The sequence below is a fragment of the Anaerobacillus arseniciselenatis genome (assembly GCF_001865995.1).
GTDB lineage: Bacteria > Bacillota > Bacilli > Bacillales > Anaerobacillaceae > Anaerobacillus > Anaerobacillus arseniciselenatis.
This window is the reverse complement of the sequence record NZ_MLQQ01000001.1, coordinates 410,446-434,153: the sequence shown is the minus strand read 5'-3', so window position 1 is coordinate 434,153 and position 23,708 is coordinate 410,446. Positions and strand designations below refer to the sequence as shown.

24 protein-coding genes are annotated in these 23,708 nt (G+C 35.0%); 14 read left to right on the top strand and 10 right to left on the bottom strand.

What is annotated here, in order from left to right:
* The first annotated feature begins 90 nt into the window (after positions 1-90).
* Together nth and BKP35_RS02115 are read left to right on the top strand one after the other, a co-directional pair.
* Positions 91-738, top strand: a complete 648-nt coding sequence (gene nth, locus BKP35_RS02120; protein WP_071312214.1) for an endonuclease III — start codon at positions 91-93, stop codon at positions 736-738.
* Between the two features lie 14 nt (positions 739-752).
* The gene (locus BKP35_RS02115) at positions 753-1,262 is read left to right on the top strand and encodes a YpoC family protein (RefSeq protein ID WP_071311734.1); all 510 of its coding nucleotides are present in this window, start codon (positions 753-755) and stop codon (positions 1,260-1,262) included.
* 390 nt (positions 1,263-1,652) lie between these two features.
* Here BKP35_RS02115 and BKP35_RS02110 read toward each other — a convergent pair whose 3' ends face one another.
* On the bottom strand, positions 1,653-4,145 hold the full coding sequence (locus BKP35_RS02110) for a PBP1A family penicillin-binding protein (protein ID WP_071311733.1): 2,493 nt from the start codon (positions 4,143-4,145) through the stop codon (positions 1,653-1,655).
* A gap of 109 nt (positions 4,146-4,254) precedes the next feature.
* Positions 4,255-4,863, bottom strand: a complete 609-nt coding sequence (gene recU / locus BKP35_RS02105) for a Holliday junction resolvase RecU (protein WP_071311732.1) — start codon at positions 4,861-4,863, stop codon at positions 4,255-4,257.
* 119 nt (positions 4,864-4,982) lie between these two features.
* Between recU and BKP35_RS02100 the strand changes: the two genes are divergently transcribed.
* Positions 4,983-5,978: a DUF2515 domain-containing protein gene (locus BKP35_RS02100; RefSeq protein ID WP_071311731.1), complete on the top strand. Its 996-nt coding sequence runs from the start codon at positions 4,983-4,985 to the stop codon at positions 5,976-5,978.
* A 192-nt stretch (positions 5,979-6,170) separates the two neighbouring features.
* Here the strand turns inward: BKP35_RS02100 and BKP35_RS19810 are convergent, their stop codons facing one another.
* Positions 6,171-6,296, bottom strand: a complete 126-nt coding sequence (locus tag BKP35_RS19810; RefSeq protein WP_245741832.1) for a spore protein — start codon at positions 6,294-6,296, stop codon at positions 6,171-6,173.
* 254 nt (positions 6,297-6,550) lie between these two features.
* Here BKP35_RS19810 and racA point away from each other — a divergent pair, with 254 nt between their 5' ends.
* Together racA and BKP35_RS02090 are read left to right on the top strand one after the other, a co-directional pair.
* Positions 6,551-7,102, top strand: a complete 552-nt coding sequence (gene racA / locus BKP35_RS02095; RefSeq protein ID WP_071311730.1) for a chromosome-anchoring protein RacA — start codon at positions 6,551-6,553, stop codon at positions 7,100-7,102.
* A 314-nt stretch (positions 7,103-7,416) separates the two neighbouring features.
* Positions 7,417-7,707: a hypothetical protein gene (locus BKP35_RS02090; protein ID WP_071311729.1), complete on the top strand. Its 291-nt coding sequence runs from the start codon at positions 7,417-7,419 to the stop codon at positions 7,705-7,707.
* Positions 7,708-7,769: 62 nt separating this feature from the next.
* On the opposite strand, the gene BKP35_RS02085 is transcribed toward BKP35_RS02090, so the two are convergent.
* The 3 genes from BKP35_RS02085 to BKP35_RS02075 all read right to left on the bottom strand — a co-directional run bounded on the left by BKP35_RS02085 (position 7,770) and on the right by BKP35_RS02075 (position 10,541).
* Positions 7,770-8,276, bottom strand: a complete 507-nt coding sequence (locus BKP35_RS02085; protein ID WP_071311728.1) for a ferritin — start codon at positions 8,274-8,276, stop codon at positions 7,770-7,772.
* Between the two features lie 57 nt (positions 8,277-8,333).
* Entirely contained in the window at positions 8,334-8,963 is a 630-nt protein-coding gene (gene cbpA / locus BKP35_RS02080) for a cyclic di-AMP binding protein CbpA (protein WP_071311727.1), read from the bottom strand.
* 390 nt (positions 8,964-9,353) lie between these two features.
* Complete coding sequence (locus tag BKP35_RS02075) at positions 9,354-10,541, bottom strand: glycosyl hydrolase family 18 protein (RefSeq protein ID WP_071311726.1); 1,188 nt, start codon at positions 10,539-10,541, stop codon at positions 9,354-9,356.
* Positions 10,542-10,682: 141 nt separating this feature from the next.
* Between BKP35_RS02075 and rnz the strand changes: the two genes are divergently transcribed.
* From rnz to BKP35_RS02035, 8 genes are all read left to right on the top strand, one after another.
* Entirely contained in the window at positions 10,683-11,621 is a 939-nt protein-coding gene (gene rnz / locus BKP35_RS02070; RefSeq protein ID WP_071312213.1) for a ribonuclease Z, read from the top strand.
* Positions 11,622-11,725: 104 nt separating this feature from the next.
* Positions 11,726-11,986: a DUF2524 family protein gene (locus tag BKP35_RS02065; RefSeq protein ID WP_071311725.1), complete on the top strand. Its 261-nt coding sequence runs from the start codon at positions 11,726-11,728 to the stop codon at positions 11,984-11,986.
* Between the two features lie 213 nt (positions 11,987-12,199).
* Positions 12,200-13,384, top strand: a complete 1,185-nt coding sequence (locus BKP35_RS02060; protein ID WP_071311724.1) for a pyridoxal-phosphate-dependent aminotransferase family protein — start codon at positions 12,200-12,202, stop codon at positions 13,382-13,384.
* A gap of 365 nt (positions 13,385-13,749) precedes the next feature.
* On the top strand, positions 13,750-15,600 hold the full coding sequence (locus BKP35_RS02055) for an SLC13 family permease (RefSeq protein WP_071311723.1): 1,851 nt from the start codon (positions 13,750-13,752) through the stop codon (positions 15,598-15,600).
* A gap of 11 nt (positions 15,601-15,611) precedes the next feature.
* On the top strand, positions 15,612-16,028 hold the full coding sequence (locus tag BKP35_RS02050) for a TlpA disulfide reductase family protein (RefSeq protein ID WP_071311722.1): 417 nt from the start codon (positions 15,612-15,614) through the stop codon (positions 16,026-16,028).
* Positions 16,029-16,076: 48 nt separating this feature from the next.
* Positions 16,077-16,289 carry a hypothetical protein gene (locus BKP35_RS02045; protein WP_071311721.1) on the top strand — a complete coding sequence of 71 codons (213 nt, stop codon included), beginning with the start codon at positions 16,077-16,079 and terminating at the stop codon, positions 16,287-16,289.
* A gap of 12 nt (positions 16,290-16,301) precedes the next feature.
* Positions 16,302-16,781 (top strand): PH domain-containing protein, encoded by a 480-nt coding sequence (locus tag BKP35_RS02040; protein WP_071311720.1) that lies wholly within the window; start codon positions 16,302-16,304, stop codon positions 16,779-16,781.
* Complete coding sequence (locus BKP35_RS02035) at positions 16,774-18,234, top strand: PH domain-containing protein (RefSeq protein ID WP_071311719.1); 1,461 nt, start codon at positions 16,774-16,776, stop codon at positions 18,232-18,234. Before BKP35_RS02040 ends, BKP35_RS02035 begins: the two co-directional genes overlap by 8 nt.
* A 236-nt stretch (positions 18,235-18,470) precedes the next feature.
* Here BKP35_RS02035 and BKP35_RS02030 read toward each other — a convergent pair whose 3' ends face one another.
* Positions 18,471-19,448 carry a DUF2777 family protein gene (locus BKP35_RS02030; protein WP_071312212.1) on the bottom strand — a complete coding sequence of 326 codons (978 nt, stop codon included), beginning with the start codon at positions 19,446-19,448 and terminating at the stop codon, positions 18,471-18,473.
* 220 nt (positions 19,449-19,668) lie between these two features.
* Here BKP35_RS02030 and BKP35_RS02025 point away from each other — a divergent pair, with 220 nt between their 5' ends.
* The gene (locus BKP35_RS02025) at positions 19,669-20,247 is read left to right on the top strand and encodes a guanylate kinase (protein WP_071311718.1); all 579 of its coding nucleotides are present in this window, start codon (positions 19,669-19,671) and stop codon (positions 20,245-20,247) included.
* 339 nt (positions 20,248-20,586) lie between these two features.
* On the opposite strand, the gene BKP35_RS02020 is transcribed toward BKP35_RS02025, so the two are convergent.
* The 3 genes from BKP35_RS02020 to BKP35_RS02010 all read right to left on the bottom strand — a co-directional run bounded on the left by BKP35_RS02020 (position 20,587) and on the right by BKP35_RS02010 (position 23,614).
* Complete coding sequence (locus tag BKP35_RS02020; RefSeq protein WP_071311717.1) at positions 20,587-21,528, bottom strand: MBL fold metallo-hydrolase; 942 nt, start codon at positions 21,526-21,528, stop codon at positions 20,587-20,589.
* A 135-nt stretch (positions 21,529-21,663) separates the two neighbouring features.
* The gene (locus BKP35_RS02015) at positions 21,664-22,569 is read right to left on the bottom strand and encodes a hypothetical protein (RefSeq protein ID WP_071311716.1); all 906 of its coding nucleotides are present in this window, start codon (positions 22,567-22,569) and stop codon (positions 21,664-21,666) included.
* Between the two features lie 19 nt (positions 22,570-22,588).
* Positions 22,589-23,614, bottom strand: a complete 1,026-nt coding sequence (locus BKP35_RS02010; protein ID WP_071311715.1) for a toxic anion resistance protein — start codon at positions 23,612-23,614, stop codon at positions 22,589-22,591.
* Positions 23,615-23,708 lie beyond the last annotated feature (94 nt).

The following is a 23,708-nucleotide window of genomic DNA, read 5'->3' as shown; positions in this document are numbered from 1 at the left end:
GTTGGAAGCATGCTTCCAACAAAGTGACTTAAACCATTTCTTAAGAACCAACTGGATTTTAATCTTCTGATTTTTTAGGTGGTGTTTATTATCCTTACAAAAAAACAAATTGAAGAAGAAGTGTTAGTGGAAATGGAAAAAATGTTTCCAGACGCTCACTGTGAATTAACCCATGAAAATCCATTTGAATTAACAATCGCAGTCTTATTGTCAGCACAATGTACGGATGTTCTTGTAAATAAAGTGACTAAAAATCTGTTTAAAAAATATAAAAGTCCAGAAGATTATTTAGCCGTTCCTATTGAAGAACTAGAACAAGATATAAAATCGATTGGCTTGTATAGAACGAAAGCGAAAAATATTAAAAAGCTTTGTCAATCGCTAATCGAAGAGTTCGGTGGAGAAATTCCTAAGGAACGTGATCAATTAGTTCTTTTAGCAGGCGTGGGAAGGAAAACAGCAAACGTTGTTACATCGGTCGCCTTTAATGAACCAGCAATCGCTGTTGATACACATGTTGAACGGGTTAGTAAGCGATTAGGTATTTGTCGGTGGAAAGATTCAGTGTTAGAGGTTGAAAAAACGTTAATGCGTAAAATTCCAAAACAGCTCTGGAGTGATACTCATCATCGTTTTATTTTTTTCGGTCGCTATCATTGCAAAGCGCAATCGCCACAATGCCACGTATGTCCATTAGCCCATTTATGTCGAGAAGGAAAAAAACGGTTAAAATCATAAAATGGGGTATGAAAATGAATGAAGTGAAAATACCAGAACAATTTATACTAAGTCCTTTTTTAAAAGAAGATGAAAAGTTACCGATTTGTATAGATATCGACTTTACTGAAGCAATTAAGATAACCCCTTTAATTTTTGATTTATATGATAAACTGCAAATTGAAGCTTTAAAACCGTGGGAAGAAAAACATAAATATATTCCAATCATTTTAGAGAGTTGGAAAAGTACTGAACCAGTGATTGCTAGTTTGTTTGAAAATCGCGATAGAAAAAAAGCGTTAGAGCCAATGAAAAATATGGTACTGCTTTTTTTAATGTTTCTCTTTTGGCTAAATGATCGCCCAGTACCAGCACTAAATGGAATGAACGCTGATCTAAAGGATCTGAAAATTAAGCCTGTTAATGTAGGGGAACGACTTGATTATATATTATCTATTCCTAATCATTACCACGCATTTATACAGTTACAGCAACTTTTTATAGAGTTAAATAAAAAATATGCAGTTGTAAAACAACAAGAATAAACTTCAAATTAGAGTGAAACTGGTCAAGTAACAACTTAAACAACACGATTTTGAGTTGGAAATCTCGGTCGATATCTACAATGTAAAATGCGGGTGCTTTCCCTCACTTCACCTTGACCTTCTAACGAATCTCAGACGTTCGTTCGCAAAAGCATCCGCTTTTTCCATACAAAACCTTCATGACGATGTATAGTCACCATATAGAATGTAAATTCCGGTCAAACTCTTTGGCTTCTTTGCTGTAAACTTTTATCGAATTCTAGATGCTCACTCAAGATTTCAGCCCGACATTTTTATACCAAAAAGGATGATTTATAAGGTGGGGTATTTGCAATGCAAAAAGCCGCCTTTAAATCATCCTTCTTTGTTTGTCTTTTAATTTAGCATTTGCTAACTTGTTTCAGTTTCACCATTTTCATTATTTTCTCCGTTAGGAGCATCATTATCGCCATCGATTTCGTCTTCATCGTCTTCATTATCATCATCGGATCCGCCGATGATTTCATCGAGGTCATCAAGTGGATTAGGAATTTCAATAGGTGTTTCTGACTCTGTATCCTCATCGATTTCGTCATCTTCAATACCTTTATCAGGAATTTCAACCTTTAACTCCACTGGATCACTTCGAACTTCATTATTCAGATCAGAGACAGCACGGAGTTTAAAGTGATAAGTACTATCGCTTTCCGGATTAAAAATGATGTGTTGCATTTCATCAGAAAATGAAATTATTTCGAACTCCTCATTATTTACCGAAAGCTGCAGTTCAAATGAAAACTCTTCTCTTTCATTCTCTGGATATGCCCAAGATAAGATAATTTGATCTGTAATTTCGTTATATGATCCCATAAATTCCGTTGGTTTGTCAGGTTTCATGAACTGTTCTGAAACTTTTGTTGGTTCGTTTCCTCTGACAAAATATTCATAGATGATCTCATCGGTTGAGGTAAATTCACTCGGCAATAGACCAGAGCTTCTCTCAATACCTACCTTAACAACAGAATTCGGCTGTTTAAAGTCTGCTGTTTCTTTTCCTTTCGAAACTTCTCTCATTACTTGCTTAAACAAGTCTAAGACAATTTGAGTATTTGTGATTTCACGACGGTCTTTATATCCCGTCCATACAGCAATAGAGTAGTCAGTCGTATACCCTGCAAACCAACGATCGACAGTGCCGTTTGATGTTCCAGTCTTCCCAGCCATCGGTAGTCCTTCAACTCGAGCATTTCTTCCAGTACCAAATGGGCCAACAGCCGTTTTTAACATGTCAGAGATCATGTAAGCCGTATAGTCACTCATGGCAATTTGAGAATCTGGTGTAAGGTCAATGATACGTCCGTCAGGAAACTCAACTTTTCTTACGGTGTACGGCTTATTGTAAACTCCACCGTTACCGAAAGCGGCATAAGCTCCAGCGACTTCGTCTGTTGAAAGCCCGTGAGTAAACCCACCGATCGAATAAGATTCTTGAATATTATCTAAAGAAAGTCCTAATCCTTCTCCAAATGATTTTGCTTTTTCGGCTCCAACTTCTTGAAATGCTTTAACTGCAGGGACATTTCTTGATAAAGCTAAGGCTCTACGCATTGACATTGGGCCATGTTCATAATTATCGCCAAAGTTTCTAAATGGATCGCCATTCGAATACGTATGGGGCTCATCTACAATTTGATGATATGTTGACCATTTAAAATGTTCAATCGCCGGTCCATAATCTAAAATCGGTTTAATAGTCGAGCCAGGGCTACGTTTTTCGTGAATTGCATAATTAGTACCAAGCTTCACGCCGTCGTTTTCACGACTACCAACGATCGCCTTGATCTCTCCTGTTTTCGTATCGACAATCGTAAGTCCAGCTTGAAACTCTTCATCGGGAAAATCATAGTTTTGAAAAAGATTTTCCGTGTAGGTTTGAGCATCTTGATTTAGAGTCGTATAAATTTTTAAGCCGCTAGTATAAATATCACTGCTAGTGATCCCTTCAATCGCTGCAACTTCTGTTAAAACTTGATCTAAGAAGTCAGGATAAGGGTAAGATTCTGCTTTTGAAGGATTTAATTGATCCTGTACTGAAACGGCTCTTGCTTGCGTAGCCTCATTAGCAGTTATTTTCCCATGGCGTTCCATTAAACTAATCACAGTATTTCTTCGCGTTTCAGCAGCTTCCGGATTTCTGAGCGGATTAAAATGATTCGGTCGCTGTGGTATTCCAGCAAGTAAGGCTGCGTCTTCAATTGTAAGTTCATCTAACGTTTTACTGAAGTAACGGTCTGCGGCCTCCGCGACTCCGTATGCACCAGAAAAGTAAATCGCGTTTAAATACATTTCTAAAATTTGATCTTTTGAATAGGCTTGTTCTAATTTAATTGCCAAGTATTGTTCTTGAATTTTTCTAGTTAGTAGTTTTTCATTCGTTAAAAACAAGTTTTTTACTACTTGCTGAGTAATTGTACTAGCACCTTCTGCACCGAAACCGCCTGTGACATTAGCTCTAACGGCACCACCGATACGACGAATGTCAATTCCAAAATGTTCGCGAAAACGAACATCTTCAACTGCAATAAAGGCATCTTCAACTAATCTTGGCACGTCATTAATCGTTACTTTACGACGATTTTCAGATGCATCTAATCTTGTGAAAACTTCACCATTTTCATCGAGAATTTCTGGGTTGAGAGCTAATGTTAATTTATCAGGATCTAGTGGAGGAGCATCTTTAATGATTGAGTATACTGTAAACCCTCCTGCGACAATTGCAAAGGCAAAGGCAATTAAAAATACGACGAATACCTTCTTAAAAGCCGCTTTCTTTGTACCTGTTTGTTTGCTTGTTGTTTGCTTCTGTTTACGACGACCTTGCCTTGTACGAGTATCTTCTGACATGATCCATCTTCCTTTCAATTATTTAATGAATTTCATCATTAATTCAGCGCCACACTACCCAACGAGGTGTTGCATAGTGTGGTTCGTTTATGGTTATTATGAAATTCACTCAATGAACAAAATAAATATTTTCAACAACTGATAAATAGTCTATCCGAGGATAAAGACCATTGCCAATTGCATGTCCTAAAGCTTCAATTTCCGATTTGGGAATTGATTTACGGTCATGTTCTTGTTTATACCAAAAAGAACATAAATGTTCAGCATCTAATAAATAAACCTCATCAATTGTAGAGAACCTTAACAGTGCAAAACAGATCCCTTGTTGAGATAAAACTTGTCCCATATGCTCTATTTGATGTTTATGAAAGTTCTTTAATGGAAATGACGTTTTATTTTTTGTTTCCTTAGCTTCAAAGTCTATATACTTACCTTTGAAAACACCGTTGTAGTCAGTAGTAGAAGCTTGTTGGAAGTAGGCTTCTTTAATTACAGCAGCACTACGTTTAGGGTAGTCAACTTTAACTATTTGTAAAGGAGTTGGCTTTTTATGAATAACAGCAATCCCTTTAGCTAAATAATACTCATTAGAAATGTTAATATCTTCTTCTAGGCTCATCCCTCGATTTCCGTATGAAATTGAATTTTTTTTACTTACTTTATTGCGGTCATTTTGCTTCGGGATATAGGCTTTTCCATTAGGATAACGAATTGACATGCGCTGCACCCTTTACTAAAAATTATGAAATAAAGATTAGGATACTTTATTCCATCACTCAATCATACCATAAATCTTACAATTTGAATAGATCATACGTTTGAAAGGGAAGTGGGACATTGGTCATCTATAGTGTTGCAAAAGAGGAAAAACTACTTATTGAGGAAATAAAGAGGAGAACGGAGAAAGGAAATATTGATAATATTTCACGTACCGTACTTTATAATGAATTTTATATGAAACATAAAGAGGTCATTTGGGCGTGTTTAGCAAGCTTTGTGTCGAGAAATGCCGGATGGAATATGACAGATTTAGAAGGTGAAATTTTTAGTAAGTTCATACCGAAGCAGTATCGCGAAATTTTATATTTAACGTACGAACGTGCAAATTGGTTAATATTCTCAGATGCATATCCGCAACTCCTTCTTTATGAAGCTTCTAAAAGAGTAGGGCGACCGTTATTTCATTTGTTAAAGTTTTTACACGTTTCGCGGTATATGGAAAAGGAGTGGACTTACTTTTGGAATAAACAAGATATAGAAAGGCTTTGCACGGCTTTAATTGTGAATGAACAACACGTAATTCAAATGCCCGTAATTGAAGATCCATATTATCACGATAAAGTGTTTGGTAGCCTTCCATTTGTCATTGAAGATTTATTACATTTTAGTACTGTTATTTTCCCTACATTAGATGGAAGATTATATGGGTTTTCAGTGCATGGGTTTACAAAAGTAAAAAATCGAATTGCGTTAGGAAAACGGTTAGCGTGGTTATTATTTACATCCAAAGAAAAAAAGCCAATTCAAACATTTGCCGCGAAAGTTGAACATACAGGTTCACGGTTTGATTATGAACAGTTTATACAAAAAATTGACAGGAAACGAACCCCGGCACTAAGGGAAACTTATCCAGTAATCAATCATCATCGTTCAGACTTTAGTGATTGGTATAACAATAAAACAGCTAAAAAGGTTAGTCGATATATGGAACCTACAAAAATTATAAAAAAATATGAGCTCACAGAATGGTACTACAAAAAACAACGTCAATTAGAAGTAGCTACTAAACTAGAACAAGGTTTATTGCGCTTCTTTCGTGAAAAATTAAATTAATAACCAAGTGGATATGTAATTAACTGAGGTTTGAATGCAAAGAGCGGTTATTTTCTGAAGAATAAAGTGGGATGTTCAAAAACAAAGTGTCAGACATCGTTAGCCACCCAAATATAGACGTATAATAAACTATTCACCTTTATTTAGGAAGTTTTTTTACCTAATGTCTGACACTTATAAGCTAGCCCTCTTTTATGTTGAAGGGCGATCAGGTCCACCTAGCTTTTTGTCAGCTTGACCTGGCGCATTTTCAGTTTCGCGTTGTCTTTGGTCTTTTTGTTGCGCTTTCTTCATTTGTTCTTTACTGCGATTGTCCATCGTTTTCACCACCTTACATAAAAAACAGCTATGTTTTAAAAAGGCTCAATAAAAAAGCTTTTGAATTCCTTTAAAACATAAAATGATTTACAAATATAGTTTGTGCTTTTGTAGAATTTTCATGTAAATAATAATTTTTTTGCCATAATAGCACTTTCTTTGACGAACAAAAACTAGTTTTGTCAAGGGTGAAGGGATTAAGAAAATAAAAAAGAAATACGTATATAAAATAGTCTTGAAAGGGGTATCGTTTTATGATGAAGGGGTTTAAAACAAAGGCAGTTTCCGATCAGTTAGGAGTAAATCCGACAACAATACAAAGGTGGATTAAATACTTTAATATTCCTTGCCAAACGAATGAGCAAGGTCATTACTTAATAGCTGAAAAAGAAATAGGACTTTTAAAAAGTATTAAAGATCAACTTAATGATGGGCTAACAATGAAAGAGATTCTGGAAAAAGATACAAACTTCCAAATGTTAAAAAAGGATGTTCTTCCTAAGAAAGAGATGATACGTGCTGATGTATTTGAGCAAAAACTAGAACAACTAATGATCCATATTGAGCAGCTAGAAAGAAAATTATCAGTTAAGGCTGACGAAGTTGTAGAATATCAAGTGTTACAGCATCGTTCAGAATTAGACAGTCTATTTAGCATGGTTAGTAAAATAGACGAGAGAATGCGAAAAATGGAACAACATTTAGCACCAGTACAAAAAAAAGTGGTAGGAGAAAATGTAAGCCAAATTCCAGCTAAATTAGAAAAACCGAAGAAAAATAAATTAATGAGAATTTTTTCTTTATAATATAACCCTTAATTGAGTGAATAGAAGGAGGTGACCAACATTAATTGGTTACCTTTTTTGTGGTTAGTTGGATAGTTGGTTTGGGTAGTGACGTTGCGCCGTCATGAAGTTTTCTGTAGAAAAAGGAGGGTGATTTTCTGAACGAGCCTCTAAAAGTCGTTAGAAGGTCACAGCGAAGTGAAGAAAATCGCCCGACTTTTACATGTTAGATGGTGACGGTAATTCTTCATTGGCGGTTTTGGAGGAAGAGGAGTATGTTTATGTGATTTTGTACCAATAATGGGAGAGGATTATAATTTCAGGGGAGGTATTACATGAATTACAAATTATTTTGTTCGATATTAATTTTACATGCCGCATTTATTATAGGTGGCTATTTTGTATTACAGTATTCTATATTTTTACTTCTTTCACAAACGTTGACCGTTCAAGTTTTAGGTTACCTTTTCTTACTGTTTTTCTTTTGTGTTTGTATAGCCATTCATTATTTAGTTGTAGACATGTATGATGCAAAAACGACACCAAAAAAGAAGTGGTTTTTAAGTGTCAGTGGAATGTGTTTCTCTACATTTGTTGCTTTTTTGTTTTTAGCTTTTTTATTTTAGAAAAGCAAATAAAACGTCCGCCGAGTGTCAAACTAAAATGACACTTGGCGGACGTTCTTTTTCTATTCAGCTGGTGGAGTGAATTTTCTAGTTGCAAATTCACTATCAAGCATGAAGAATGCATTGCTATCATTTTCGATGCGACGTAGTTTTTGAATTATTGCGTCAAAACTAGCTTCTTCTTCTACTTGCTCTTCAATAAACCATTTTAAGAAAGCCATTGTTGCATGTTCTCGTTCATCCAAAGCAATATCAGCAATATCGTAAATCTTCTTGGAAACGGCTTTTTCGTGTTCTAAGCCTTGTTCGAAGGCATCAAGAACCGATTTATAGTCGTTAACTGGTTCTGCCATTTGACTGATCGTAGCACGATGTCCGATATCGTTAATAAAATTAAAGAATTTCATCGCGTGAAAACGTTCTTCTTCAGCCTGCACTAAAAAGAAGTTAGCAAACCCATCAAGGCTCTCTGAAGCGCAATAAGCTGCCATTGCTAAATATACGTTAGCTGATTCAAATTCGAAATTCATTTGATCATTTAAAGCTTTTACTAATTTTTCACTTACCATTGATTAACTCCCCTTTTAAATTTATATATCAAAGTATAACATATAGGTTAGAGTGGATTAAAATTTTTCGATATCAAACACTCTAAAGCCATCTCGTTCTAATTTATTAACAATTTCATTAAATTTGTCTTCACTCAAGTTTTTAGGTAAAGTAACAATTACTCGTCTTAAAAAAGTGCTTTCATTGTCTAATGTTAATAAACTTTGGATATTACAATATTTATTAATATCAGTAACAATCTTTTTTAAAGCACCTTGGTATTCATGAGTAGAGATTGTTAATGAATACCCACCTGTCTTTACTCCCCATGAATCTTCTAATAACGCCATAACGTTAGCATGAGTCACGATACCTGCGAAGTTTCCTTCTTCCGTAAGCATTGCTACATAAGGGTATTTACTAATTGTAAAGAAGATCTGGAAAAAAGATGAATGTTCATATGTAAAGATCTTTTCATCCTTTACAAGCTTCATGATACTTTCATCTGTTTCACCCATTTTTTTTACGATATATTCATAAATGTTCGACTTATAGATGTTCCCTAAAAATTTTTTCCCATCTTTATCTAATACAGGTACGCAACGGTAACCCGAATCTTCTAGTAGTGTTAAAGCTTCATCAATGGTAAAGAGTTCAGTACAATACTTTACAGCGTGTTTTGGGATTGAGTTATATTTAATTTGCATAATTAAACCTCCTATTTATTAAGGGAATACTTGATATTATACTAAAAAAATGAAAATAATTCCTATTAAAATAAGTTTATTTTATGAAATAATTTTCATATGAGAAGTTGGGTTAGTTGGAGAAAGCGCCGACTTTTACATAGTAGTAAGTGATGCTCCTGCGGTTACTCGTCGCAAAGCTGCATGAAGTAAATCCTAAGATGAACTCATGACGTAATTGAGGTCAGTAGCTTTGGTGACGGTTACCGTCAAGAACGTTTTGTATGAAAAAAAGGTGGACACTTTCGTGAACGAGCCTCTGAGATTCGTTAGAAGGTCACAGCGAAGTGAGGGAAAGTGTCCACCTTTCCATATTAGCTAGTGACGGTAAACCGTCATTTAGATCGAAAATTAATTATTATATTTTTCGATTGAAAACATTTTTGAAAGTAAAGCCCAGTTTTCCGGAAAATTTCTTCCTAATACAAAGTAACTAACTCCCCGTAAATCATACTCATTAACTAAATCTAATTTAGCTTTCATACTTCTAGCATCTTCAAACCAAACTATATGCTCATTCCCGCCTTCATCATAGTATGTGAAAAATGGGGCTTCGGCATTAAAGTCATATTCAATGTTTGCGCCTTGTTGACGAGCGCGATTAACAGCCTCTCTAGGACCTATCGTTTCAGCAAAATCAACATCAGGGTCAAACGGGAGTTGCCAATCATAACCATAAAGAGGTAAACCGAGTATGATTTTATCATTAGGAATGACTGATGTCGAATAATTTAATACTTCTCTAACGGTTGGTACTGGTGAAACAGCTTGTGGTGGACCACTAAACCAACCACCGATATCATAAGCCATTAATATAACGAAATCGACAATTTCACCGTGAGCCGCATAATCATGATCAAGGCCACCGAACCATGCTACAGGTTGCGAAGGGCTGATTTTTGGAGCGATGGCAGTTGAAACTAAGAAGCCATTTTCTTTTAGTCTTGGTGTAATTGTGCGAAGAAATTCATTGTATAGCTCACGATCTTCTGGATAATTTTCCTCAAAGTCAATATTTACCCCAAAGTAATTTTTTTCAATCATAATTGCTAATAAATTTTCGATGAAATTGTCTCTTGCTACTTCGTTTGTAAATAATTCTCTCGTAATTTCTGGGGAGAATTCTTCGCCTGTAAAATTTGTGATCACTAAAATCGGTTTAGCGGTCGTTTGTTTTATAGCATTTACCACTGCGGTATCATCAAGAGCAGAGATTTCCCCATTAGCTAACGCTCGATAACTAGATACGCTAAAGTATGTTAAGTAGGGGGCATATTTATAAACAAGATTAACAGCATTTTGTTCTTCAGCTCTTATATAAGCATTTGTCTCAATACGATTACGAAAAATGTTCGATCTTCTTTCGTAATATTGATAAAATTGACGACTATTTGAAGGAATGACAAGTGCTTGCCCAGGGACTAAGGATAAATCTTCTGTTAATTCATTAATATTCATAATGTCTTCAGCGGAAACTCCATAACGGTTGGCGATTGTCCAAATGGTATCTCCAACATTAACTACGGCTATTTCAACCATAAAAAATCACTCCTTTTAAATTTCAACATTATGAACACCATATTCAATTATGTGTTTAATTGTGCTTTGATGGATAGGTTTGCCAATACACGAAAAACTTTGTAAGATTGAGCTAATGAAACGTTAGGAGAGGTTTAAATGATTAAAATTCAATTTTTAGGAACTTGTGCTGGAATTCCTTCAAAAATGCGTAATGTTAGTTCTCTAATTATTCAAATGCTTCATTATGAGAATGAATGTTGGATGATCGATTGTGGTGAGGCAACACAGCACCAATTATTACATTCATCGATGACGTTAAGTAAAATTAATAAAATTTTTATTACTCATTTACATGGAGATCATATATACGGATTACCTGGACTAATTAGTAGTCGATCATTTCAAGGAGCTACCGGGGAGTTAAAACTGTTCGGGCCAAAAGGGATTAAAGATTTTATTCATACTAGCTTATCAATCTCTGGTACATACATTCGCTATCCTCTTGAAGTGATTGAGATTGATGAAGGAGTCCTTTTCTCGAATCATGCTTTTTCTTTTGAAGCGATTAAACTTGAACACGGACTTACCTCTTTTGGTTTTCGTATTCAAGAAAAAGACACGCCAGGTTCATTAAACGTTGAAAAACTTAAAAGTTTAGGGGTGACTCCAGGACCCATTTTTAAACAGATTAAGGAAGGTAAACAGATTACGTTAAAAGACGGAACGGTTATTAATGGAGCAGATTTCGTTGGTCCATTAAAAAAAGGGAAGGTTTTAGCTATTGCAGGGGATACACGCCAGTGTAATAATGTGAAACGTTTAGCCAAAAATGCCGATATTTTTATTCATGAAGCGACGTTCCTTGATAAAGATAAACATTTAGCGTATGAACATTATCATTCAACAGCTAAAGAAGTCGCTCTTTTAGCAAAAAAAAGTAATGTTAAACTTCTTTTTCTTAATCATATAAGCTCAAGATATAGTGAAAACACTAGAGATTTATTACAGGAATCCGAGGGAGTTTTTTCTAAAACGTTTATTCCAAACGATCTACAAACTTACATCATTAAGCAAAATAATGAGGTAACTTTAAAGTGAATGAGACTGTTTCTCGTAGCATTTTGCTTTTTGGAGAGAATAAATCATACTAGTTCATGCCAAATTAACGGTAGAAGTTAATGATCATTTTAGGAGGCAAATATATGGCGACTCATGAACAAGTGAAACAACAATTACAGCAAGTAGACGAAATATTACAGTTTGCTGAAGGACAATTGGACTCTGCAAAGCAAGTTCAAGGTGGAGATGAAATAAAATATGACGAAGCACAACAACAGTTAGAGCAGCTTAATATGCAAATAGAAAGGTTGCTTTCGAGTGCTACACCAGAACAGAGGGATCAGTTATTTCGTGCACAGCAACAAGTAAACCAAATGCAAAATAAAATGATTTTAGGCATTTGAGAACGGGGTTGGTCCATAAGTGTCAGACACCATGTACAACTTACTAAATGTAGGCGTATAAATTTGTTATCCGACTATATTTGGTGCATAACGGTGTCTGACACTTTTTTGGGGACAGCCTCATTTAATTTGTGTAAAATTCACAAGTTTAGAAGGAATTTTATTAAAGCTAGCGAATAGTTTTACCATTAAGGGGAAAGGGGAAATTTTTCTATGACAAATGAATTAAATCCATCAAAAAGACTATTAATGGGTCCAGGGCCAAGTGATGTCCATCCTAGAGTATTGCGAGCAATGACAACACCGCTCTTAGGGCATTTAGATCCTGAGTTTTTAACATTAATGAATGAAACGAAAGATTTACTTAAAGTAGTTTACCAAACAGAAAACAAACTAACGATCCCAATGTCAGGTACCGGGAGCGCTGGAATGGAAACTGTTTTTGTTAATTTAGTAGAACCAGGCGATAAAGTAATCGTTGGTGTAAATGGCCTCTTTGGAGAAAGAATGGTCGATGTAGCAGAAAGGTGTGGCGCTGAGGTTATTCAAGTAACTGCACCGTGGGGAGAAATTATTGAACCAGCTTCAATAGAAGAAGCACTTCTACAAAATCCAGGTACAAAACTAGTAGCTGTGGTTCATGCCGAAACTTCAACAGGTGTTATGCAACCATTAAAAGAACTTAGTGACATCGTTCATAAGCATGACGCTTTAATTGTATGTGATATGGTAACAGCCATCGGGGGAATTCCTACAGAAATTGATAAAAATGAAATTGATGCCGCATATAGTGGAACGCAAAAATGTTTAAGTGCTCCTCCAGGGCTTGCACCGGTTACTTTTAACGATCGAGCATTAAAAGTTATTTTTAACAGAAAAACGAAAGTGCAAAGTTGGTATTTAGATTTATCAATGATTCAAAATTATTGGAATGATGAAAGGTTTTATCATCATACAGCACCGATTACGAATGTTTATTCATTGAGAGAAGCGTTAAGAGTTATCGTTGAGGAAGGGTTAGAAAATGTTTTTGCTCGTCATAAACAATACGGTGTTGCTTTACACGCTGGGTTAGAAGCAATGGGATTAAAATTACTTGTTAAAAAGGAACACAGGCTTTTTCAATTAACATCCGTCTTAATTCCTGAAGGAATCGATGATGTAGCAGTTAGAAAACAACTCCTTTCAAAGTATGGTCTTGAAATTGGTGGTGGTTTAGGCGCATTAAAAGGCAAGGTTTGGAGAGTAGGCTTAATGGGGTATAATGCAACACAAACGAATGTTACTCAATTTTTAGCAGCTTTAGAAGATGTTTTAAGAGAGCAAGGCTATGAGAGTGAACCAGGTGCCGGATTACGAGCTGCAAATAACACGATAAAAGAGCAAGTGACAGTATGAATTTCATAATTACCTAAATCCAGCCATATCAAACTGTATGTAGTTGGGAACGGTTTAACGCAACTACATACAGATCTTAATGGCGAAAATATCAATTATGAAATTCATTAAAAAGTATAAGCAATTTTTAAAGGAGAATCCTTGAAAATAAAGTTGACAAATTCGTTAATACTTTATTTATAGGAATCTCCTTCTTTATTTTTGTTATAAAATAATAAATAAATGGATTTCATAATTCAATATATTCGCCATTAAGTACCGTTAAGTCGCGCGCAACTATAAGTAGTTTGATATGGCTCAATTTAGGGAATTACAAATTCACCCAAATGGAAACCATTTTATTATTTAAAGAAGGCGGTCAACCTATGGACACTCAACTAATTTTAACATTTGTCATTTTACTTATTACTACTATATTTTTTATGATCGGTAAATTTCGAGCGGACCTTGTTGCAATGTGTTCACTATTAGCATTAATACTAACAGGTATAATCACAACAGGAGAAGCTTTGGCTGGCTTTTCTAATTCTATCGTTATAATGATCGCAGGTTTATTTATAGTTGGTGGTGGTATTTTTAGAACGGGATTAGCTCAATCGGCAGGCAATTTATTGTTAAAGTTTGCAGGGGAAAGTGAGACAAAACTTTTAATTATTTTAATGGTCTTAGTTGGTGTATTAAGTGCTTTTATGAGTAACACTGGTACCGTTGCTGTACTGATGCCTGTAGTCATTAGTTTAGCGCTCGGGATGAAAAAAAGCCCTGCTCAATTTTTGATGCCTTTGGCTTTTGCAAGTAGTTTAGGAGGGGTATTAACTTTAATAGGAACACCACCGAACCTAATTGTAAGTCAAACATTAGCTGATTACGGCTATGAGCGACTATCTTTTTTTGATTTTACACCGGTAGGAATCGTCGCTTTATTTGTCGGGATTGTTTTTTTAATGACAGTTGGTAAAAAATTATTACCTAAAGGTGATCCGAAAGAGCAGTTTCGTTCCCAAAGAGATGCGAATCCGTCTGAATTAGCTGATTTTTTCCACATTGCTGATCAATTATTTCGAATAAAAGTTCAACCACTTTCACCAATTATAAATAAACAACTTGCGGAATTAGAACTACCAAAACTTTATGATTTAGTGATTATTAAAATAGAGCGGCGTTCAAATGATAGACCAGTATTAGCCAGGATCGATCATATTTCAGCGCAGTTTGATACGGTAATAAAAGAAGATGACGTAATATATGTTCAAGGTAGTAATGAAAATGTTGAAAGATTTAAAAAGGATTTTCGTTTGCTTTTTGATAAAGACGAACAGGCCGACCCTGAGGAGCTTGTCTCAAGGGAGTTTGGTGTTGCAGAAGTGTTGTTAACACCTCAATCTAGCTTTATCAATGAAACAATTTCAGATTTCCACTTTCGCGAAAAATATAACTTAAATATATTAGGGATTAATCGCAAAGGTGAATATCAACTAAAAAATTGGGCGAAACAAAAATTGAAATTTGGAGATGCACTTTTAGTACAAGGGAAATGGGAGGATTTAGAACTTTTAGCAAAAGAAACTCAAGATGTCGTCGTTGTCGGACAAACGAAAGAACAAGCGAGTATGGCAGCAGCTAACGGAAAAGCCCCTATAGCAGGTGCGATTATGGTGGGAATGCTAGCTATGATGACGTTTGAAATCGTCCCAGCAGTAACAGCTGTACTCATTGCAGCGGTGTTAATGGTTTTAACAGGTTGTTTAAGAAATATCGACGATGCATACGGTAGGATCAATTGGGAGAGTGTTATATTAATAGCAGCGATGCTCCCGATGGCAACAGCCCTAGAAAAAACAGGTGGAGTCCTATATTTGTCCGAGTTAATCATTGGTATACTTGGTGTATATGGACCAATAGCGATAATGGGAGGCTTTTATTTCACAACGATGTTATTTAGTCAGTTCATAAGTAACACGGCAACTGCAGTATTATTTGCCCCAATTGCGATCACGACTGCAATAAGTGTAGGTGTTAGCCCGTACCCATTTTTATTAGCTGTATCAGTGGCTGCGAGCATGGCTTTTGCTACACCAGTTGCATCACCTACAAATGCTTTAGTAATGACTGCAGGTGGGTATAAGTTTAGTGACTTCGTAAAAGTTGGTGTGCCATTGCAACTTGTCATTTGGTTTATTATGATGTTTACGATTCCTTATTTTTTTCCATTTTAGGAGGTTTTTAAATGAAAGCACCAACGTTTAAGTTAAGAAAAATGAATGATGACGAAGAAGTTTCATTACAAAGTTTCTTTGGCAAGCCAATAATGTTAACGTTTTGGGCTTCTTGGTGTCCTGATTCCCAAAAAGATTTACATATGAAAGATCAATTTTATCGCTCCATTCAATCAGACCAGCTCGTGTTCTTAACGATCAATGTAACTGGACGTGAAGGCGAGAAAGGTGCTGGAGAAGAATTTATAAATAAACAAAACTATACTTTTCCAGTACTTTTTGACGAAGGAACGAAGACGTATGATGCATACCGTTGTATGGGTGTCCCGACAACGGTGTTAATTAATAAAGAACACGAAGTTGTTGCAACATTTGGCGATAAAGCTACGTTTACAGAAATATTAAAGCATGTTGGGCACATATTATAAAAAAATGGTAAACTAACATTGGATAAATTTACATAGGAGGTCCCAAAAATGAATAAAGAAGATATTTTAAAAACTTTAGAGGAAAGAAGTTTGACTGATATTATTGAACTCGTCGAAGACGCCGAATCAGGTCATCTAGAAGAACTTGAATTAGTGGAATCTGTCGGTCTTTTATATGATGAAAGCTTAAATAAAGAAGTAATTGAACTATTACAGCAATTAGGCGTAAAAATCATATACGTCACAGATGATGAAGAATAAGGAACGAGTGTAATGCGACCAATTCCTAGTCAAAGAATTTCTGAAAGTGCACTAAAGGTGTGGCGAATAACTGGTGCACTGCAATCGCTTTTTTATTTAGTCATTCCGATCGGTTACTATTTCATCCATAACATTTTTCTGTGGCCAGCGTCCTTACTATGGCTATTTATTGCTGTTTTTATAGCCATTACAATTGTGAAAACTTTTGTTATTCCTTTGCTACGTTGGCGAAGGTGGCGCTATGAAGTTTATGAAAATGAGGTCGACCTTCAATTTGGGCTGATTATTGTGAGAAGGGTGCTAATACCAATGATTCGTGTTCAGCATGTCGATACGAGACAAGGCCCACTCCTAAGAAAATATCGATTAGCAACTGTAACAATTACAACTGCTGCTACTGTCCACCAAATTCCTGCTCTGTCAGAAGAAAGGGCTGCAAATTTGCGAGATCGGATTTCAAAACTAGCAACGGAGGCCGAGGAAGATGTCTAAAGGGAAAAGACTGCACCCTGTGGCAATTTTTTTACTTTTTCTTTCTGCATTAAAAGAATTGATTGTACCAATAATAGCGGCTTTTATATTTGGTAGAGGGGCGGCCTCTTGGGATTTTCCGTTTACCGCTTATTTTGTCATCGGTGGTTTTCTATTTTTGTTTCTTTACGGTTATTTAAAATGGTTGACATTTACTTATAATATTAGTGATGAAGAATTGAAAATTAAACAAGGGATCTTCATTAAAAAACAGCGCTTTATACGAAAAGAACGAATTTATAGTATTGATATTACCGCTGGAGTTTTACAACGTTTATTTCAATTAGTCGCTGTAAAAATTGAAACTGCTGGGGGAGGAAATGAACCTGAAGTGTTATTAAAAGCTGTTACTAAGAAAGAAGCGCTAATGATCAGAGAACAGCTTTTAAAAGATAAAGTAAAAGTAGAAACCGAAACTGTGGATTCAGACGATGTTGCTATAGATAATGCTGTACAAGATGAACAGAGAGAGACAAAATGGGAGCTTTCAAATAAAGAGTTGCTACTAACAGCAATAACTTCAAGTGGTGTAGGATTAGCTTTTATGGCAGTATTAGCACTTTTTACGCAACTAGAAGGGTGGATACCTGATGAATTCATTGTCGACACCTTTGGTTATTTATTTCATTCTAGTTTAGTCCTTATTATTGTCCTTATCTTGATCATATTTTTAGTGTCTTGGATTATTTCAATTGTCGGAACAGTATTAAAGTATGGTCAGTTTACAATTGTAAAAAAAGGTGACGAACTAGAAATTACACGAGGTATTCTCGAAAGAAGGCAGTTAACCTTATCTTTGGAGCGGATAACCGCAATAAGAGTTGTTGAAAGTGTTTTAAGACAGCCGTTTGGCCTTGTATCAATTTATGTTGAAAGTGCAGGTGGTGGTTCAAAAGATGAACAGCTTTCAACGGTTTTATTTCCGATTGTCTTAAAAAGAAACTTAAATGAGTCTCTGAAACAAATTGCTCCAGACTTTGTGTTTGACCAAACAGTTGAATCGTTACCTAGAAAGGCAAGGGTTAGATATGTAATTCGAAAGTTAGTCCCAGCAGTGGTGCTAACGGGTATAATCACGTATTTTATTCCTTACGGTTATGTTGCAACGCTACTTATACCAATTGCCATTCTATACGGTAACCTTCAATTTAAAGATGGTGGAATTGGAAGAAATAAAGGATATTTATGGATGTCTTATCGGACGGTTTCAAAAACTTTAGTGGTCATACCAAAACAGAGGGTCCAGGCGTTTGAAGCCAGACAATCTATAATACAACAAATAAGGTCACTTTATACGATTCAAACCTCAATTTTATATAGTATTACAGGCAAGTCATTTAATTTAGTTGATGTTAGTAAAAAACAAAAAGAAGATTTATTATCATGGTATTCCTATGAAGAAACAAAAGAATAGGGAAGTTGGTTTGTTGGTTAGAAAGCCGAAAGTTGGAAAGTTGGAATGCCTGATTTTTACATAGTAGACGGTGACGATTAATCGTCATGAACGTTTGTATGAAAAAAGGTGGACAGTTTCGTGAACGAGCCTCTGAGATTCGTTAGAAGGTCACAGCGAAGTGAGGGAAAGTGTCCACCTTTTCATCTTAGATGGTGCCGGTAAATCGTCTTGTATGAAAAAAATAGAGACATTTTTTATGAGCTTTCAGTCGTATATGTCATTAATAGCCGTCTACCTTTGTCGTTTGTAAACTCAAAACGATCATACGTTACATCTTGACCATCAGTACATATTTTTCTTTCATAATGATGTTGCACTATTAACGTTTCACTTTTGTTTTGATATGAAATGAAATTGACCCCTTTAAAGTATTTATCATCATTAGTAGCTAAATATTGATTTAATAAATTATTATGACAGTTTACACAATGTTCATGAGACATTTCATATTTTTTTAAGCCATTAGTTAAGGAATCTAAAGCAGGTTTTTCAAGTTCGTTAATAAAAATGTGATAAGGATCAAATTGTTGTTTATTTATCCGAATTTGATCTCCTTCAGCAACTTCATAATTTGTTGTTTGATCGTCAACAAATGATAATTCATCATCGTACTGAACAGCATGCCAATGTCCGTTCACATTAATTTCAAATTCAAAAGGACAGTTACTTAAAGGTATTAAATTATTATTTTGATCGTTTAAATAAATATCTTTGCTGTTTTTTAAAATCGTATAATATTGATAATCCGCTTCTTTTGATGACTGAATTGTGTATGATGGATCTATTTTCTGTAGTTCATTTTGCAGTTCATTTAAAACATGCGAGACTTTCTCTTTTTCCATGTTGAAGTGACTTATTTCGTTTAATAATGCAGTACGTAAAGATTCTTCGAAATTTAATTCCAGATCTTCAACATTTACAGGTTCAATTTTTGACCCTATAATTTCATATGTTTCTCCACTAGTAAAAGGTGGTCGAGTAATTACTTCGTTTTTTATATCGGATAAATTTTGAACAGGATATTGTTCAATGGCATTTATTTTAACAATTCCACGCCAAGGTTTACGTGGCTCTGCAATAATATCGACTAACTCCCCTATATAACTACCTAGCAGTGGATCAATCACACGAATCGGTTTTCCTATATGATTAGATGCTTCTTTTCTATTCATGAGTAACCCCACTTTATAAAAAAATTTATTCCCTTTTTTATTATAGTACATTTTAATCTTCTTGAGAAATTATTATCATAAGGAATTGATTTTATTATCAAATTTTATTTACAATAGTATGTCAATTTTAAATATTGATAGTTTTTAATAATTTCACAGTGTATAATATTGGTTAGACTATAGTTATATAGGGTAAAATTTAAGTGGAGGGATGACGTATATGTACAACTTAAAGGAAAAAGAAATGATTTTTGTTTTTACTGGCCCAGACGGATCAGGTAGAAAAACTATTTCAAAATTAGCCGGAGACACACTACAAATGAAAACCGTTGTTTCATACACTACGAGAAAAAAACGTCATTATGAAGTAGAGGGGCGTGACTATCATTATATTTCTCGAGAAGAGTTTTTAGCAGCTGAAAAAAACGAAGAGTTTTTTGAGAGTGTTGAAATTGATGGTAACCTTTACGGAATTAAGGAACAAGATATTATTGATCGTTTTCAACAAAAAGGCTGTATTTATCTCGTTTTAAATATTGAAGGGACAGAACAGATTAGGAAGAATTTTGGAGATAAAGTTGTTCGTATATTTGTACATGCCGATCGGGAAACAGTAATCAAACGTCAAAAAGAGCGAGGTAACTCAGAAGAGGAAATTGAACTGCATTTAGCACACTTTGACCAAGATTTACAGTACAGAGAGCAATGTGAATTTTCTATTCAAAATTACGAGTTGTCGCATACAGTGTTTGAAGTGACGCAAGCAATGGAGAAATTTTTGCTCGAAAAAGCGAAGTAATAAAAAAGTGTCACAGCGATTCTTTGACATTTAATGGTGGCCGAGCTTCTTGAGTGAGCCTTTAAAATGCGTTATAATCTTAAAGCGATGTGAGATAACTCGGACACCATTTTTAAAGATCAGAAAAAATTTTGGGAACTGTCAAGCTCCAGCGCCTAGGCAAGGCGCTGGAGCTTTTCTTAAAAGATAAGAAAGTATAAAAAATTTTGAATGCTGTCTAGCTTCAGGGGCCATCGGCTCGACCACTTCAGACCTTCCTTAGCGGTCTAATACCTGACCGCTAAGGGCAGGTCTTCCACCGGTTTTCGCCGATAGGCGGGCGCCTTGCGCTTTTCTTATTTACTTATTTCTTTTTTCAAGATAATAGATAATCCCCATTGAACAAACTTGTAAGTCTACGTTAATTACTTCATAAACATGGTGGCTTTCAACAATGTTTTTTTCACTAATGAAGTTTTGAACTAAAGTTAATAATTCCTCACATAGTTGTTCATGACCGTGTCCTTTATCCCGTACTTTTTCTCCAGTCTCTACAAATTTTGGTAGCCAATATTTGATTTGTTTATATACCTCCATTGGCTGATTTGAGGGGCCGAAGTGTCCGAAATAAATCGTATCTACCTTGAGTTCATTTACAATTTTTTCGAGAGATGCGATCATTTCATCAGGGCGAAACTGATTGGGTGAAGTCGAAGGTAAATAAAATTCGAACTCCTTTATTTGGTCATACCTTACTCCTACCGTATCTCCTGTGAAAATACCGTTACTAACAGGATCATATATACTAAAATGGTGATCGGCATGTCCTCGCGTATGGTGAAACGTTAGTTGGCAATTTTCACTTAAATATAACGTATCCCCATCTTCTTTTATGATGAGTTTTTCTTCAGGTATAGGTAAAATCGGTTCAAAAAGTCGTTCGAAATCATCTCTATAAACAGCCTTTGCCCCTTGAATTAATCGAGAAGGATCTGCTAAATGACGGGCTCCTTTAGGATGTACAACGACTTTTGCATTTGGGCAATCCTTTAATAAAAGACCTGCACCACCAGCATGGTCTAAGTGAATATGAGTAACAATAATGTACTTAATGTCAGCTGGGTCGATGTTAAGCTGCTTTAATCCATTTAAAATGTAAGGAACGCTCATACTTGGTCCCGTTTCTACTAAAGTTAGTTCATCTTCATTAATGACATATGTACCTGTTCTACTAGGAATTCCCAAATCGAAGCCATCAATTAAATGGATTCGATTTCCTAAATCAAATGGTTTTTTCTTCATTTTCTCCCCCTTGGAATAGAAAGTTAGAATATTTATACAATTATCTTAATCGAACAACGTTTTTTTGTAAATGTAAGTGTGTTAAAAGTAGAACGATTCTCCGAGAAGTAAGATAAAAACAGCTACATGAACAAATTATTTATCATAGCGAACTTTATTTAATCTCAATAAATGTTCCATTCGCTCTAGTTTCATCTTTTCCATTTCTTTAATAAGAGCAAGTATTTTTAGTTCAATTCTTGATAATGCCACAAAAATATTTTCCTTCTGTTCTAATTGCTGCTGATTAGTAAGTGCTAAATAAGAATGTAGTAAGTTAGGTAAGTCTTCACGAAGAATTCTTTTTAACATATGCCTTTCTTCAACATCAAGTAAGTGAAAATCTGGAGTGATAGTGTCAATATGCTCGATAATATGAGCCAATCTATTTTCGATAATTGGATCTACGGATAAACTTATGTTTTGTTTTGTAATTCTTTTAATTTCAACGAGTAACGCCTTAATTTCTTCTTGTTTTTCCGTCGGCGGACTATTCGTGTCAGGCCTTATTTGCAGCTCATTTTCTTTAACCAATCTACCAATTAAAGCGTCATCTAACATGTCTAGTTTATAAAAAATACTTCTTAAATAAGGTGATCGCTTTACTGAACGGACGAAAGACTGCCCTTGGTAAGTGTAGTAAATGGTTGCTTCTGTAACTTTACCGACCCCATTTTTAGCTTTATAAATTTTTCGATAGACATCAATAATGACTCTCTTCTTTATTGGGGCTTCAGATCGTTTTTGGTCGCCGAAGTCTAATCTCATCCTCTTTTTTTTAATTTTTAAGTTAATCTTTACTTGAGAGGTGTTCTTTTTGAAATGGCGATTAATTCTTTCCATATCAGACAGATTAATGATTTCATTAATAAAGTTTTCTGTTTCTGTAAGGAGAGTTTGACTATATTGGTCAGAAATAAATTCATCTTTTACAGGTTTAAGTCGATCAGGAAGCCAATTTTCAAATAAAGGAATCTCCAATAAACGGTTGAATAAAGGCATAACAGTTTCTCCTTACCAATTATTCTAATAATTTTTGTTTCATTTGATGATTCAGTTCATCAAGCTCATGAATGAATTTTTTTCCACTATTAACAATTCGTTCATTTGAGCTTTCTGTTAACTGAATTGCAGCATAAACATCTTCATAAGCTTTTTTAAATGTTTCAATAGCAATCGCAGGTTCTTCTAACATTTTTAATGTATCTTCGGTATTAGATTTTAGCGCTTGGGCATTGGATAGAAGCATTGCTTCAGTAGCTTCATTAACGTTTTTCACAGCATCAATGACCGTCTTTTGATTTCCTAATGCAAGTTGGATCGAAGCTGTGACGGTAATAATGTTTTTTGTCATTGTAATCGCATTAAAAATAGCTTCTTCAAGCTTCTCATTATTTTCGACGATTAAGTCGACGCTAGCTAGAGACTGTTGTAAAACAAGGACTGCTTGAGACATATTTTTAATTCTAGAAATAACTTTTTGCTGACCTTTTTGTAGTGATTGTTTATTTCCTTGCAAATCTTCTTCAGTCATTTTAGCTTCTAACATATGATTTAACTGTTTTCCTACTTCAATTTGTTCATTTAGACCATTAATTCTCGTGATCGCTACTTCTTTTAGTTGATGGAGCATGACAGTATCTTCTTGAAGCTTATCTTTACCGAGGAGTAAAGCTTCAATGATATTTTCGACTTGTGCTTCAACGGTTTTATATTTTTTTGCATATTGTTCCATCGGGTTTCTTTTTAGTAACCGATCAAAGAAACTTTGAACTTGCCCTTTTTTCAAGTGGCTTGGTTCAAGTTCGCCAACGATTTCCTTTAAGCGGTGTAAATTTTGCGGAAGCTCATTGTTCGGTTGATCCATCATATCTTTTACAGGGCGCTTTAACGCTTCTAACGATTCCCCAGCATCTTTTTGAGCTTCAGTTCCTAAGTCGTTTAATTTTTCAAGTAGCTTATCGACATCTTGTTCTTCATTTAACGGTGTAAAGTATTGTTTTACTTTGTGGTCTATGTCTATATTAAATGAGTTTTTTTCTTCCATAGTTAATCCCTCCTATTCCCTATATTAAATAATACGATACTAAACAAAAAATGTTTCAAATGGCTTAATTTGACTGAATTATATAACGAAAACC